General features: G+C 71.7%; 10 protein-coding genes, 1 other RNA gene and 1 pseudogene. 7 read left to right on the forward strand and 5 right to left on the reverse strand.

Going from position 1 to position 12,736, the window contains the following annotated elements:
• Positions 1–10: 10 nt before the first annotated feature.
• Together CSR00_RS08150 and CSR00_RS08155 are read right to left on the reverse strand one after the other, a co-directional pair.
• Positions 11–499 (reverse strand): low molecular weight protein-tyrosine-phosphatase, encoded by a 489-nt coding sequence (locus tag CSR00_RS08150; protein ID WP_099021889.1) that lies wholly within the window; start codon positions 497–499, stop codon positions 11–13.
• Positions 492–1,166 (reverse strand): HAD-IA family hydrolase, encoded by a 675-nt coding sequence (locus CSR00_RS08155; protein WP_245905896.1) that lies wholly within the window; start codon positions 1,164–1,166, stop codon positions 492–494. The genes CSR00_RS08150 and CSR00_RS08155 overlap by 8 nt, the downstream gene beginning before the upstream one ends.
• A gap of 42 nt (positions 1,167–1,208) precedes the next feature.
• Between CSR00_RS08155 and CSR00_RS08160 the strand changes: the two genes are divergently transcribed.
• The 3 genes from CSR00_RS08160 to CSR00_RS08170 all read left to right on the forward strand — a co-directional run bounded on the left by CSR00_RS08160 (position 1,209) and on the right by CSR00_RS08170 (position 4,387).
• A complete protein-coding gene (locus tag CSR00_RS08160; RefSeq protein ID WP_099021890.1) occupies positions 1,209–2,357 on the forward strand; it encodes a Nif3-like dinuclear metal center hexameric protein in 1,149 nt (382 codons plus the stop codon).
• A gap of 7 nt (positions 2,358–2,364) precedes the next feature.
• A complete protein-coding gene (locus CSR00_RS08165) occupies positions 2,365–3,093 on the forward strand; it encodes a zinc ribbon domain-containing protein (RefSeq protein ID WP_099021891.1) in 729 nt (242 codons plus the stop codon).
• Positions 3,094–3,163: 70 nt separating this feature from the next.
• Entirely contained in the window at positions 3,164–4,387 is a 1,224-nt protein-coding gene (locus CSR00_RS08170) for a bifunctional RNase H/acid phosphatase (RefSeq protein WP_099021933.1), read from the forward strand.
• Here the strand turns inward: CSR00_RS08170 and CSR00_RS08175 are convergent.
• On the reverse strand, positions 4,384–4,974 hold the full coding sequence (locus CSR00_RS08175; RefSeq protein ID WP_099021892.1) for a type II toxin-antitoxin system RelB family anti-toxin: 591 nt from the start codon (positions 4,972–4,974) through the stop codon (positions 4,384–4,386). The two genes, CSR00_RS08170 and CSR00_RS08175, sit on opposite strands and share 4 nt — an antisense overlap.
• A 92-nt stretch (positions 4,975–5,066) precedes the next feature.
• On the opposite strand from CSR00_RS08175, the gene CSR00_RS08180 reads away from it, so the two are divergent.
• The 3 genes from CSR00_RS08180 to rnpB all read left to right on the forward strand — a co-directional run bounded on the left by CSR00_RS08180 (position 5,067) and on the right by rnpB (position 7,484).
• Positions 5,067–5,696, forward strand: a complete 630-nt coding sequence (locus CSR00_RS08180; protein WP_099021893.1) for a class I SAM-dependent methyltransferase — start codon at positions 5,067–5,069, stop codon at positions 5,694–5,696.
• Between the two features lie 61 nt (positions 5,697–5,757).
• Positions 5,758–7,050, forward strand: a complete 1,293-nt coding sequence (locus CSR00_RS08185; protein ID WP_099021894.1) for a DUF222 domain-containing protein — start codon at positions 5,758–5,760, stop codon at positions 7,048–7,050.
• Between the two features lie 34 nt (positions 7,051–7,084).
• An RNA gene (rnpB, locus tag CSR00_RS08190) (RNase P RNA component class A) lies at positions 7,085–7,484 on the forward strand.
• A gap of 2 nt (positions 7,485–7,486) precedes the next feature.
• On the opposite strand, the pseudogene CSR00_RS08195 reads toward rnpB, so the two are convergent.
• Both CSR00_RS08195 and CSR00_RS08200 read right to left on the reverse strand, forming a co-directional pair.
• Positions 7,487–9,160: pseudogene (locus CSR00_RS08195) on the reverse strand (CocE/NonD family hydrolase); the annotation flags it as partial.
• Positions 9,161–9,182: 22 nt separating this feature from the next.
• Positions 9,183–10,715, reverse strand: a complete 1,533-nt coding sequence (locus CSR00_RS08200; RefSeq protein ID WP_099021895.1) for a CYTH and CHAD domain-containing protein — start codon at positions 10,713–10,715, stop codon at positions 9,183–9,185.
• A gap of 184 nt (positions 10,716–10,899) precedes the next feature.
• Here CSR00_RS08200 and CSR00_RS08205 point away from each other — a divergent pair, with 184 nt between their 5' ends.
• Positions 10,900–12,705, forward strand: a complete 1,806-nt coding sequence (locus CSR00_RS08205) for a fatty acyl-AMP ligase (RefSeq protein WP_176561959.1) — start codon at positions 10,900–10,902, stop codon at positions 12,703–12,705.
• Positions 12,706–12,736: the final 31 nt, after the last annotated feature.

Below are 12,736 nucleotides of genomic sequence, written 5' to 3' on the forward strand. Positions count from 1 at the left end.
TTCATCATTCTCACTGCGCACCGGCCTCCAGTCGGGTGTCCACCCACTCGTGCAGACCGGGCAGTGACGCCTCGATGACGGAGAACACGTCCTCGAAGTCGCCCAGGTCACCGTAGTAGGGGTCCTCCACGTCGAGGGGGTGCGCGTTGGACCGGGGGTCGAAGCTGCGCAGCATGCGCAGCCGGTCGTCGTCGACGCCGAGCTGGCGCAGCAGCCGTGCGTGGTTGCGTCCCAGCGCCACCACCAGGTCGGCGGACAGGTGGTGGTCGTCGACCTGGGCGGCGACGTGGTCGGCGGGGTAGCCGTGGCTGCGCAACACGCGGACCGCCCGGTGGTCGGCGCCGTCGCCGGCGTGCCAGCCACCGGTGCCCGCGCTGGTGACCCGGATCAGATCGCCGAGCCCGCGCTGGGCGATCTGGTGGGCGAACATCTTCTCGGCCATCGGGGAGCGACAGATGTTGCCCGAACAGACGAACGTCACGTGCAGCGAATCAGACACCGAGCACCCCGCGCAGGTCGGTGATGGTCGCCACGTGCCGGTACGGGGGCAGGGCCGGCCCCGGGTTCTCCACGAAGTCGGCGCGGCCGTAGCCCCAGCCCACCACCACGGTGCGGATACCGTGCGCGGCCGCGCCCTCGACGTCGTGGGAACGGTCGCCGACCATCAGGATGCGCTCGGGTAGCGGCTGCAGGTGTTCCAGGGCGCGGGCGAGCACCTCGGCCTTGGAGGCCCGGCTGCCGTCCGGGCCGGCGCCGGCGATCGTCTCGAAGAACCCGGCCAGCCCGAAGTGCTCGAGGATGCGCTGGGCGGTCGGCTCGGCCTTCGAGGTCGCCACGGCCAGGCGCACCCCCGCCGAGCGCAGGTCGGCCAGCAGCTGGGGGATTCCGTCGAACGGGCTGTTCATCGCCCATCCGCGGCTGGTGTAGTCGGCCCGGTAGGCCGCCATCGCGGTGTCGGCGAGCTCGCCCAGGCCCAGCCCGGCCAGCGTCTGGTGCATGGGCGGGCCGACGATCCGGCCGGCCAGGTCCCCGTCGGGGATCTCGGCGCCGATCTGGGCCAGGGCGTGGCGGAAACTGGCCACGATGCCCTGGGCCGAATCCGTCAGGGTGCCGTCGAGGTCGAAGATCACCAGCTGCGGTGCGCCGGTGGCGAGCACTTCCGTCACGCCGCCATTGTCCCCGATTCCCGGCGCACTAGGGTTCGAGGTGTGAGTGTGCGGCTGGGCGAGGTCATCGAGGTGCTGGAGAGGGCCTATCCGACCAGCCTGGCGCAGGCCTGGGACTCGGTGGGTCTGGTCTGCGGTGATCCCGGCGAGACCGTGGATTCGGTGACCGTCGCCGTCGATGCCACCGCGGCCGTGGTCGACGACGTCCCCGAGGGCGGACTGCTGCTGGCGCACCATCCGCTGCTGCTGCGCGGGGTGGACACGGTGGCCGCGGACACGGCCAAGGGTGCGCTGGTGCACCGGCTGATCCGGACCGGCCGGGCGCTCTACACCGCCCACACCAACGCCGACGCCGCCGACCCGGGTGTGTCCGACGCCCTGGCGGCCGCGCTCGGGCTGACCGTCGAGGGTGTGCTGGAGCCGGCCGGCGCGGCGCCCGGGCTGGACAAGTGGGTGATCTTCGTGCCCGCCGAGAACGCCGAGGCCGTGCGCGCGGCGGTGTTCGCCGCCGGGGCCGGACAGATCGGGGACTACTCGCAGTGCAGCTGGAGCGTGACCGGGACCGGGCAGTTCCTCCCGCACGACGGGGCCTCCCCGGCGATCGGCAGCATCGGCACGGTCGAACAGGTGTCCGAGGACCGGGTGGAGGTGATCGCGCCGTCGCGGCTGCGCCCGGCGGTGCTGGCCGCCATGCGCGCCGCCCACCCCTATGAGGAGCCGGCCTTCGACGTGCTGGAACTGGCGCCGCTGCCCTCGGGCTGTGGGCTGGGCCGGGTGGCCAGGCTGCCGGAGCCCGAGCCGCTGCGCGCGTTCGTCGATCGCGTCGGCGACCGGCTGCCCGCCACCGCGTGGGGGGTCCGCGCGGCCGGGGATCCCGACGTCACCGTGTCGCGGGTGGCGGTCTGTGGTGGCGCCGGGGATTCCCTGCTGGACACCGTCTCCCGAGCCGGAGTCGACGCCTACGTGACCGCCGACCTGCGCCATCACCCCGCCGACGAGCACCGCCGGGCCGGTGGTGTCGCACTGGTCGACGTGGCGCACTGGGCCAGTGAGCAACCGTGGTGCGAGCAGGCCGCCGGGATCCTACGCGAGCGGTTCGGCGAGCGGCTTGCGGTGCGGGTCAGCGATATCCGCACCGACCCGTGGACCCTCGGTGCCCACCGGCGCGACAATCAGGAGAGCTGGAGATGAGAGCACGATGAAAGCCGAAGTGACACAACAGCGTTCACTGCTCGATTTGGCCGAGCTGGACGCCGAACTGGCCCGGATCACCCATCGTGCGGGCCATCTCGACGAGCAGCAGCGCTACGAGCAGCTGCAGGCTGAGCATCAGGAGGCCACCGACCGTGCCGCGGTGGCCGGGATCGCGCTGGAGGACCTCGACGGGCAGGTCTCCCGGTTCGAGTCCGAGATCGACGCCGTGCGTCAGCGCGAGGATCGGGACCGCTCCCTGCTCGACTCGGCCGGGGTCAATCCCAAGCAACTGGGCGAACTCCAGCATGAGCTGCAGACACTGGAGCGCCGGCAGTCGTCGCTGGAGGACTCGCTGCTGGAGGTGATGGAGCGCCGCGAGGAGCTGGCGGGCCAGGCCGCCGCGGAGCGGGCGGCGATCGAGGCACTGCAGGGTGACCTCGACGCCGCGCGGCAGGCCCGCGACGCCGCGCTGGCCGACGTCGAGCAGAAACGCACCGAGTGCCAGGCCCGGCGTGAGGAACTCGCCGCGGGGCTGGAGGCCAACCTGCTCGCCCTCTACGAACGCCAGCGCGCCTCGTCGGGGGTGGGGGCCGGTGTGCTGCGCGGCAACCGCTGTGGCGCCTGCCGGATCGAGATCGACCGGGGGGAGATGGCGAAGATCTCCGCGGCCGCCGAGGACGAGGTTCTGCGCTGCCCCGAGTGCGGGGCGATTCTGTTGCGCGTCAAGGCATAAGCGTCAGGGCATCTCAGCGTCAAGGCTTCTCAGCGTCAGGGCTTCAGCGTCAAGGCAGGGAGACGGGATCATCAAGGTTCTCATCGAGGCCGACGGCGGTTCGCGCGGCAACCCCGGTCCGGCGGGATACGGATCGGTGGTGTGGTCGCAGGACCACTCGACCGTCCTCGCCGAGAGCAGGCAGGCGATCGGACACGCCACCAACAACGTCGCCGAATACCGCGGGCTGATCGCCGGGTTGGAGGAGGCGGCCGGGCTGGGCGCCGACGAGGTCGAGGTGTCGATGGACTCCAAGCTGGTGGTCGAGCAGATGGCGGGTCGCTGGAAGGTCAAGAACTCCGGGCTGGCCGACCTGCACCGGCAGGCGAGGGCGCTGGCCGAGCGGTTCGACTCGGTGACCTACCGCTGGATTCCCCGCTCGCAGAACGCCCATGCCGACCGGCTGGCGAATGAGGCGATGGATGCGGCCGCGGACCCGGCGGCGATGGGCAGGGCCGCGGACCCGGCGGCGATGGATGCGGCCGCGGACTCGGCGGCGATGGGCAGGGCCGTGGACTCGGCGGCGGTGGATGCGGCTGCGGACCCGGCGGGGTCCTCGGCCGACCCGGCGACCCCGACCTCAACGGAGGGCAGGACCAGCACTCATACGCCGGTCAACCCGGCGGGCTGGACCGGTGCCCGCGGGGTGCCGACCCGGTTGCTGCTGCTGCGCCACGGCCAGACCGGGCTGTCGGTGGAGAAGCGCTATTCCGGCCGTGGAAACCCCGAGCTGACCGAGCTGGGGCGCCGGCAGGCCGACGCGGCGGCGGACTATCTGGCCGCGCGCGGCGGGATCACGGCGGTGGTGTCCTCGCCGCTGCAGCGGGCCCGTGACACCGCGGCGGCGTCGGCGAAGGCGCTGGGCCTCGACGTCACCGTCGACGAGGACCTCACCGAGACCGATTTCGGGCAGTGGGAGGGTCTGACGTTCGGCGAGGCGTCGGCGTCCGATCCGGAGACGCACGGCCGGTGGCTGCGCGACACCAGCGTCGCGCCTCCCGGCGGGGAGAGTTTCGACGCGGTCGCCACCCGGGTTCGCCGCGCCCGCAACCGGATCATCGCCGAATACGGCGGTGCCACCGTGCTGGTGGTCTCCCACGTCACTCCGATCAAGACCATGCTGCGCATGGCGCTGGACGCCGGGCCGACGATGCTTTATCGGCTGCATCTGGACCTGGCCTCGCTGTCCATCGCGGAGTTCTACCCCGACGGGGTGGCCTCGGTGCGGCTGGTCAACCAGACCGCCTATCTCTAACTGTGCAGGTGGAGGCGTTCGCCCTGGGCGCCGAAGATCATGATCGCCTCCACGGGCCCGTCCACGGCCCCGAACCAGTGTGGTGTCCACGTGGTGAACTCGACGGCCTCGCCGGGTTCGATGACCAGGTCCCGTTCGCCCAGGATCAGTCGCATCCGGCCGGACAGCACGTACATCCAGTCCTGGCCCTCGTGGACGGGAAGGTCGTCGGGCGGAGTGGCGCGCCGTGGGTTGACCCGAATCTTGAAGGCGTGCAGGCCGCCCGCGGGGCCGTGGCGCGTCAGCGGCCAGAAGGTCACGTCGTTGCGGGTGTGGGCGCTGCCGCGGACGCGGGGGTCGGGGTGCTCGGGTTCGCGCAGCAGATCGTCGGTGCTGACCGACAGTGCCGCGGCCAGCCGCGGGAGGTGGTCGAGCGCCAGCCGCCGTTTTCCGGATTCGAGCCGGCTGAGGGTGGAGACGTCGATGCCGGCCCGCCCGGCCACCTCGTCGAGGGTCAGCCCCTGGCGGGTGCGCAGTTCACGTAGTCGACGCCGGACCCGCAGGTCGACGCCGTCCTCGGTCGACCGAGTCGACTGATTTGCCTGCATGGCAAACCATGTTGCCACATTTCCAAGGCCGGGGCATCGTGGATGTCATCGGCGCCGAGGATCTCGGCGAGGGCTTTCGGAAAGGAAATGCGATGTCGGAGACCACGGACGCACGCCAGCTCTGGAACGAGCGCTACGGCGAGTCGCACCGCGTCTGGAGCGGGCGGGCCAATGCCCGGCTGGTCGAGATGGCCGACGGGTTGGCGCCCGGGCGTGCGCTCGACCTCGGCTGCGGCGAGGGCGGCGATGCGCGCTGGCTGGCCGAGCGAGGCTGGCAGGTGGTGGCGGTCGACATCTCCGATGCGGCGCTGCAGCGCGCAGCCGAGGACGCCGGTGACCTGGCCGCCCGCATCGACTTCCAGCATCACGACCTCACCGAGAGCTTTCCGGAGGGCACCTTCGACCTGGTCTCGGCGCAGTTCCTGCATTCACCGGTGTCCATGGACCGGGCCGCGGTGTTGCGCCGCGCCGCAGACGCGGTGGCCCCCGGCGGCGTCCTGCTGATCGTCGACCACGGGGCGGCCCCGCCGTGGGCGGAGGGGCTGAAGAAGCACGTGCACGACTTCCCGTCGCCTCAGGAGGTGGTCGACGGGCTCGGTCTCGACGGGCAGCGGTGGGAGCGTGTGCGGGTGGACAGTGCGGAGCGCGAAGGCGTCCTGGGCCCCGACGGCCAGGAGGCGACGCTGCTGGACAACATCATCATGCTGCGGCGACGGGATTAGGCGGGGCGGGTGGTTGCCCGTTCGGGCCGGCTCGTCGGTGGGCCGGTCTAGTATCGAAAGTATGTTCGAACGCGCGGTGGCCGATCTGGCCCGGGACGGCTGGGATGACGAGGCCGCCCTCGTCGAGGGCATCGCGCGGCTCGAACGCCTCAAGGCCGCGGCGGCGGCCCGGCAGGCGCAGCTGACCGCCCGGCTGGATACGTTGCGCCGGGCCGCCGAGGCGCAGCGCGGGGTTCCGGCGGCGCGGCAGTGCCGCGGGCTGGCCGCCGAGGTGGCGCTGGCGCGGAGTGATTCGCCCTTCCGCGGCAACCGGCATCTCGGCCTGGCCAAGGCCCTGGTGCACGAGATGCCCCACACGCTGGCGGCCCTGCAACAGGGGGAGCTTTCGGAGTGGCGGGCCACCATCGTCGTGCGGGAATCGGCCTGCCTGGACGTCGAGGATCGCCGGACCCTCGACAGCGAGCTGTGCGCGGACGTCGCGTCCCTGCGGGGAGTCGGCGACGCCGGGCTGGCCGCGGCGGCCAAGGCGATCGCCTACCGCCTCGACCCGCACGCGGTGGTCGACCGGGCGGCCCGGGCCGAGGCCGAACGCAACGTCTCGATTCGGCCGGCCCCGGACACCATGACCTACGTGACCGCCCTGCTGCCGGTCGCCCAGGGCGTGTCGGTGTACGCCGCACTCAAACGGCAGGCCGACACCAACGCCGACGGGCGGAGCCGCGGCCAGGTCATGGCCGACACCCTGGTGGAACGGGTGACCGGACGCACCGCCGCGGCGGCCACGCCGGTGGCGGTGAACCTGGTGTTGAGCGACGACACCCTGACCGGCGGGCCGGAGCCGGCCACCGTCTCGGGTTACGGCCCGATCCCCGCCGGGATCGCCTGCCGGCTCATCGAACACGCACTCACCGATCCGGCGAGCCGGGCCACCCTGCGCCGGCTCTACGCGGAACCGGCCAGTGGGGCGCTGGTCGCGATGGAGACGCGGTCGCGGACCTTCCCGAAGGGGCTGGCCCGGTTCATCGGGCTGCGTGATCAGCGCTGCCGAACGCCGTACTGCGACGCCCCCATTCGGCACACCGACCACGTGAGGCCCCACGCCCGCGCGGGTCCCACGTCGGCGGCCAACGGTGAGGGGCAGTGCGAGGCCTGCAACTACACCAAGGAGGCGCGCGGCTGGTCGGTGAGTACCGGCGTCGGCGAGACGGGCCGGCACACCGCCGAGTTCCGCACCCCGACCGGCGCGGTGTACCGGTCGACCGCCCCGCCGCTGCTGCCGGGGCGGTGGTGGATCGACGGCGGCGAGGTCGAGCGGGGCCTGCGCATCGAGCTGGTCAGGCGGCACGCGGCCTGACCGCCGGGCCAGGGTGTACCTTTATCGGCGCGAACGAGTTGGCTGGGCGGCCGCGGATCGTCGGCCGGCCTGCCTGGCAGGCCGGGGGTGATTCGAGGAAAGTCCGGACTTCACAGAGCAGGGTGATTGCTAACGGCAATCCGAGGTGACTCGCGGGAAAGTGCCACAGAAAACAGACCGCCGGAAACGGTAAGGGTGAAAAGGTGCGGTAAGAGCGCACCAGCGCCCCGGGTGACCGGGACGGCTTGGTAAACCCCACCCGAAGCAAGGCCAAGAGGTCGTGCCCGGCACGACTGCGCAGGCGTTCGAGGGTCGCTCGCCCGAGCCTGCGGGTAGGCCGCTTGAGGCACCCGGCAACGGAGTGCCCAGATGGATGGTCGCCGCCGCGCACCCGGTGCGCGGAACAGAATCCGGCTTACAGGCCAACTCGTTCGCCCACCTCGGGGATCAGCAGATGAGCGCCGCGCCCGGGGCCCCAATGCAGGGTCGTGCGCCCCCGCGGTGAACGGGCGTACCGCGACGGCAGCGAGCCGTAGAACGGGTTGCTCGGCGCCAGCCAGCGCGCGGCGACCACGAGCCGCAACTGTTCGCCGGCGCGGAACATGGTCGCCGACGGGCCCAGGGCGACGTCGACGGTGACGATCTCACCCGGTTGCAGCACACGAGGGTCGGTGCAGGTCGGTACGGGCTCCCACGGTCGAGACAGATTCCGGTCGAGCCGACGCAGCGACGCCCGTTGCCACCCCGTGGCCACGCGATCCCGTCCGTACCCGAACGAACCTTCGAACGGCACGAATCGTCCTCGGCGCCACTTCTCCACGCCCACAAAGATGTTCAGGTCATCACAGCGGTCCGTCCCCAGCCACAGGCGCGCGCTCATCGGACCGGTGATCTCGGTGTCCTCGGCGAGGGTCCAGGTGAACGCCGCGGCGCTCGAACGATTCCCGAAGGTCACGCTTCCGGACGTATCCGGCGGATCGTCGGCCAGCTGCCCGGGGGCGCTCAGATACAGCCGGCGCCACCGCGTCCGCGCCAGGGGCCACTCGGATTCCTCGCGGATCTCGTGGACGGTACCGGCGTCCTCGCGTACCTCCAGCCGCACGGAGCGGGTGGGTGGGGCATCGTCGAGGGCCGCGCGGATGAACCTGAGCTGCTCCCGCAGTGCCTGCTCGGAGTAGAAGGTCGACCACTTGCCGCCGCGATGGGTGTAGAGCCGCGCGTGCGGGCTCGACGCCGCGGCGAACGCGCGCATCGATCCGCGGCTGTGCAGCGCCTGATCGGAGAAACTGCCGCAGACCAGCATCGGCACGTCGATCCGGCTGAGGTCGGGGACCAGCGACTCCCAGAAGGCGTCGCGCAGCGGATGTCTGCGCTGCACGGCCGCGAGGTCGTACGCCTGCCGGATGGTGCGGCCGAGGACGGCGCCCCAGACCCGCATGAACCCCGTCTCCCGAACGCCGCCCGGACACGCGAAATCGCGGTAGACGTCGGTGAAACCCTCCCACGGAACGATCGCGCGCAGTCCCGACGGCCGTTGCGCCGCAGCGGCGTACTGGCTGACGGCCAGATAGGAGACACCCAGCATGGCGACCCGGCCATCGCTCCAGGGTTGCCGTGCCGCCCACTCGACGACGTCGTGGGAGTCACGTCCCTCCTGGGGCGAGAGCAGCTGCGCGGTGCCCTCGGAGCGGCCGCAGCCCCGCAGGTCCACGTTCACCACGACGAACCCGTGCTGGGCCCACCAGACGGGATCCGGTGCCTCCCAACCCGTGAGCGACGAAAACCGCACGGCCGAGGGTTGCCGCAGCACGCGGTACTGAAACGAATAGGCCCACCGTCGGCCGCGCCGGCGCGGCAGATCGTCCTTGCCGTAGGGGTGGATACAGACGACGACCGGCTTTCGGTCGCCGTCGGGGGTGCGGAACACGTTGGCCCGCAATATCACACCGTCGCGCATCGGCACGGCGACATCGCGCTCGTCGACGAGGTCGGCCGGTGGTTCGTACACAGTGACGGGCGGGCGCACGAGACCACGAACACGCGTCAGCGCGTAGCGCAACCGGCCCGGCCGCCGCCACGGGCGATCTAGCGGCTGCGGGGTGGTCCTCACGTCGGTCAAGCTACCCGGTGCGTCAGGAACTCCTGCGTACCGCCTTGTTCAACTTCTTCAGCGCGGCGTCGAGCTGCTCGCGGGCGCTGTCGGCCAGGTCGTCCTCGCGTTGGTAGAGCAGGCCATAGGTAAAGGTGTCCTCACCGGCGCCGTGGGCGGCCTCGGCCTGCTGCGCCAGGTGCGAACGGCTCACGACCGCGTCCTGGTGATCGCCGAGCAGGGTCTGAATGGTCTTGGCGGCGTTGGACACCTGGCTGGCCCCGGTGGCCGCCGCCGTGTAGCGCAACCTCTTGGCGCTCTTGCGGATCCGGTGCAGGGCCTCGTCACGGTCGGGGGCCGCGGCGGCCGCGGCGGCCCTGGCGGCCTTGGCGGCCTTGCGGATCCGGCGGTAGGCGGCGTCGATGGTCACCGGCGCCGGCTCCTCACCGGAGGGCGCCGGCAGCGGTTCGGCGGTGGCCAGGTCGTCCAGGGCGTCGAGCAGCCGGAAGTAGCGGGGGGAGCGCATCGCGGCCAGCGAGCGGCGCAGCCCCACCTCGTAACGACGCCGGGCGCCGTCGACCAGCCGTTCCCGCACCGGCCCACGGATCAGGTCGACGGGCAGCTCGTCGAGCGCGTTCTCGTACTTCTCCGCCAGCACCTCGGCGTCGCGCGCGACACCGAGGATCGCCGCCAGCTGGCGGAGTTCGTCGAGCACCCAGGAGTCGTCGGTGAGGCCGAAGGACTCCTCGGACTCCTTGAGCAGGCTGCGCAGCTTGCGGGTGGTGACCCGCATCTGGTGCACGGAGTCGTAGGTGTCCGAGCGCACCGCACGGTCCCAGGTGATCAGCTCGCCGACCTGCTCGGCGACGGCCCGGTGGACCGGGTCGCCGGGCTCGGGACGGGCGGCCTGGGCGTCGGCGGGCGTCGCGGCGGCCAGCACCCGGGCCAGCTTGGACCCGGAACCGGCCGGTGCGGCCCCGGCATCGAGGAGACGGTTGCTCAGACGGTCCAGCAGCGCCCGGTCGGTGGAGCCGACGAGCTCGAGCTCCCATTCGCGCCACTGCTGCTCGGACTCGCCGGCGGTGGCGGTCACGTGGTCGTCGCAGAATTCGGCCAGTGCGCTGCCCCCGGTGTCCTCGGTGTCGGCGTCGGCGCCGTAGAGCATTTGCACGAAGCGTTGCGTCCGGATGCGGGCCACCGGCGCCAGCGGCCGGTCGCGCACGATGGCCAGCACCACGTCGAGCAACTCGGTGGGGACGGTGCCCTCGTCGGGCGCGGCGTCCAGCGGGGCGCGGACCTCGGTGCGCGCGTCGGGTCCGGCCGGAAGTTTCAGGTGCCAGCCCTCGTCCGGGCCACCGGTGCGGCGCCGCAGTGTCACACGGTGGGCCGCCAGGTCGTGGCCGGCTGTGTCGAAGTAGACAGCGTCGAGGGACTGTGACGGCGGACGCTCGATCCGGGCCACCGCGGCCAGGCCCTCGAAGGACGGGGACACCGCGGACTCCCCGACGTCGTACTTGCGTTCGATCTCGGTGAAACGAGCAGCTTTAGCCTTCTGAACTGCGCTTTCGGGGGGCATTTCCACCTTCGCGGACGGTTGTGGGCGGTGTGAGGACGTGAACAGACTGCCACAGCAAGGTGAACGGCCGACGTCGCCGAGTTCAGGGTGATGTGTCCGGATGGCGACCGGTCGACATGCGGTCGACATGAAGAGGACTTTGGACTCTTGGCGGATTTCTAAGGCCATCTCTTAAAATGCTCTTATGCGCAAGGGGACGACCGTACTGCAGCTCGAGGACTACCTCGACGCCGAGGGCAACATCGCGCTGCCCGCGGGTACGACGCTGACGTCGTACCTCGATCGCAACATCGCCGCGCTCGGCGGGCACACCGCCTACCGCTACCTGGACTACAGCCACGATCGCGACGGTCATGCCGTCGAGCTGACCTGGTCCCAACTGGGCGACCGGCTGCGTGCGGTCGCCGCGCGGCTGCAGCAGATCGCCGAGCCCGGTGACCGGGTGGCGATCCTGACCCCGCAGGGCGTCGACTACGTGGTCGCGTTCTTCGCGGCCATCGAGGCCGGCATGATCGCGGTGCCGCTGTTCGCGCCGGAGCTGCCCGGTCACGCGGAGCGGCTCGACGCGGTCCTGACCGACGCCGCACCCACGGTGGTGCTGACGACCGCCGCCGCGGCCGCCCCGGTGCAGACGTTCCTGCGCACGCGTCCGCGCAATCTGCGTCCACGGGTGATCGCCGTGGACGACGTGCCGGACTCGGTGGGGGCGTCGTTCACGGCCCCGCTCCTGGACACCGACGACATCGCCTACCTGCAGTACACCTCCGGTTCCACCCGGACCCCCGCCGGCGTGGAGATCACCCACCGCGCCGTGTGCACCAATGTGCTGCAGATGATCATGTCGGTGGGGCTGGACCGGGACATCCGCAGCGTGAGCTGGCTGCCCCTCTACCACGACATGGGACTGCTGATGATCATGTTCCCGGCGCTGTGCGGCGGGCACATCACGCTGATGTCGCCGATGGCGTTCGTGCGCCGCCCGGCGCGCTGGATCGCCGAGCTGGGCTCCCGGGCCGAGGGCGGGCGGACCTTCGCCGCCGCACCGAATTTCGCCTTCGAGCTGGCCGCCCAGCGCGGCCTGCCCGGCCCGGGGGAGCAGCTCGACCTGAGCAACGTCGCGGGGCTGATCAACGGCTCGGAGCCGGTGAGCATGGCGTCCATCGAGAAGTTCACCGCCGCGTTCGCTCCCTACGGCCTGCCTCCCCAGGCCGTCAAGCCCTCCTACGGGATGGCCGAGGCCACGTTGTTCGTCTCCACCGTCGATCCCAGCGCGGCACCCAAGCCGGTGCACCTGGACCGCGACGAGCTCGGCGCCGGGACCGCCGTGCGGGTGGCGCCCGACGCGCCCAACGCGGTGACCCAGGTGTCCTGCGGGAAGGTGGCGCGCAGCCAGTGGGCGGTCATCGTCGACCCGGCCAACGAAGCCGAGCTGCCCGACGGCCGCGTCGGCGAGATCTGGCTGCACGGTGACAACATCGGCCGCGGCTACTGGAAGCGCCCGCAGGAGACCGAGCTGACCTTCGCCAACAAGCTGCAGTCCCGGCTGCCACTGGGCAGCCACGCCGAGGGCTCCGCCTTCGGGGCGACCTGGCTTCGCACCGGCGATCTGGGCGTCTACATCGACGGCGAGCTGCACATCACCGGGCGCATCAAGGATCTGGTGATCATCGACGGCCGCAACCACTACCCGCAGGACATCGAGGCGACGGTGGCCGAGGCCTCGCCGGCGGTGCGCAGCGGTTACGCGGTGGCGTTCTCCGTGCCGGGCGAGGCGGGCGAGCAGCTCGTCGTCGTGGCCGAACGCGCGCCCGGGGCCGGCCGGGCCGACGCCGGACCGGTCGTGGCCGACGTGCGGGCCGCCGTATCGCGGGTGCACACCCTGCCGGTCGCCGACATGCGGCTGGTGGCCGCCGGCACCATCCCGCGGACCACCAGCGGCAAGCTGGCGCGGGCGGCCTGCCGCGCCGACTACCTGGCCGGCCGGATCTAGAGACACCGAGAGATTCCCCAACAACCGCGAG

The organism is Mycolicibacterium palauense (assembly GCF_002592005.1).
Classification (GTDB): Bacteria; Actinomycetota; Actinomycetes; order Mycobacteriales; family Mycobacteriaceae; genus Mycobacterium; species Mycobacterium palauense.

What these genes read in the sequence shown, in the direction of transcription:
- CSR00_RS08165 (WP_099021891.1), top strand. Translation starts at nt 2,365, where the DNA reads ATGAAAGCCGAAGTGACACAACAGCGTTCACTGCTCGATTTGGCCGAG.
- CSR00_RS08175 (WP_099021892.1), bottom strand. Translation starts at nt 4,974, where the DNA reads ATGCAGGCAAATCAGTCGACTCGGTCGACCGAGGACGGCGTCGACCTG.
- CSR00_RS08180 (WP_099021893.1), top strand. Translation starts at nt 5,067, where the DNA reads ATGTCGGAGACCACGGACGCACGCCAGCTCTGGAACGAGCGCTACGGC.
- CSR00_RS08185 (WP_099021894.1), top strand. Translation starts at nt 5,758, where the DNA reads ATGTTCGAACGCGCGGTGGCCGATCTGGCCCGGGACGGCTGGGATGAC.
- CSR00_RS08200 (WP_099021895.1), bottom strand. Translation starts at nt 10,715, where the DNA reads ATGCCCCCCGAAAGCGCAGTTCAGAAGGCTAAAGCTGCTCGTTTCACC.
- CSR00_RS08205 (WP_176561959.1), top strand. Translation starts at nt 10,900, where the DNA reads ATGCGCAAGGGGACGACCGTACTGCAGCTCGAGGACTACCTCGACGCC.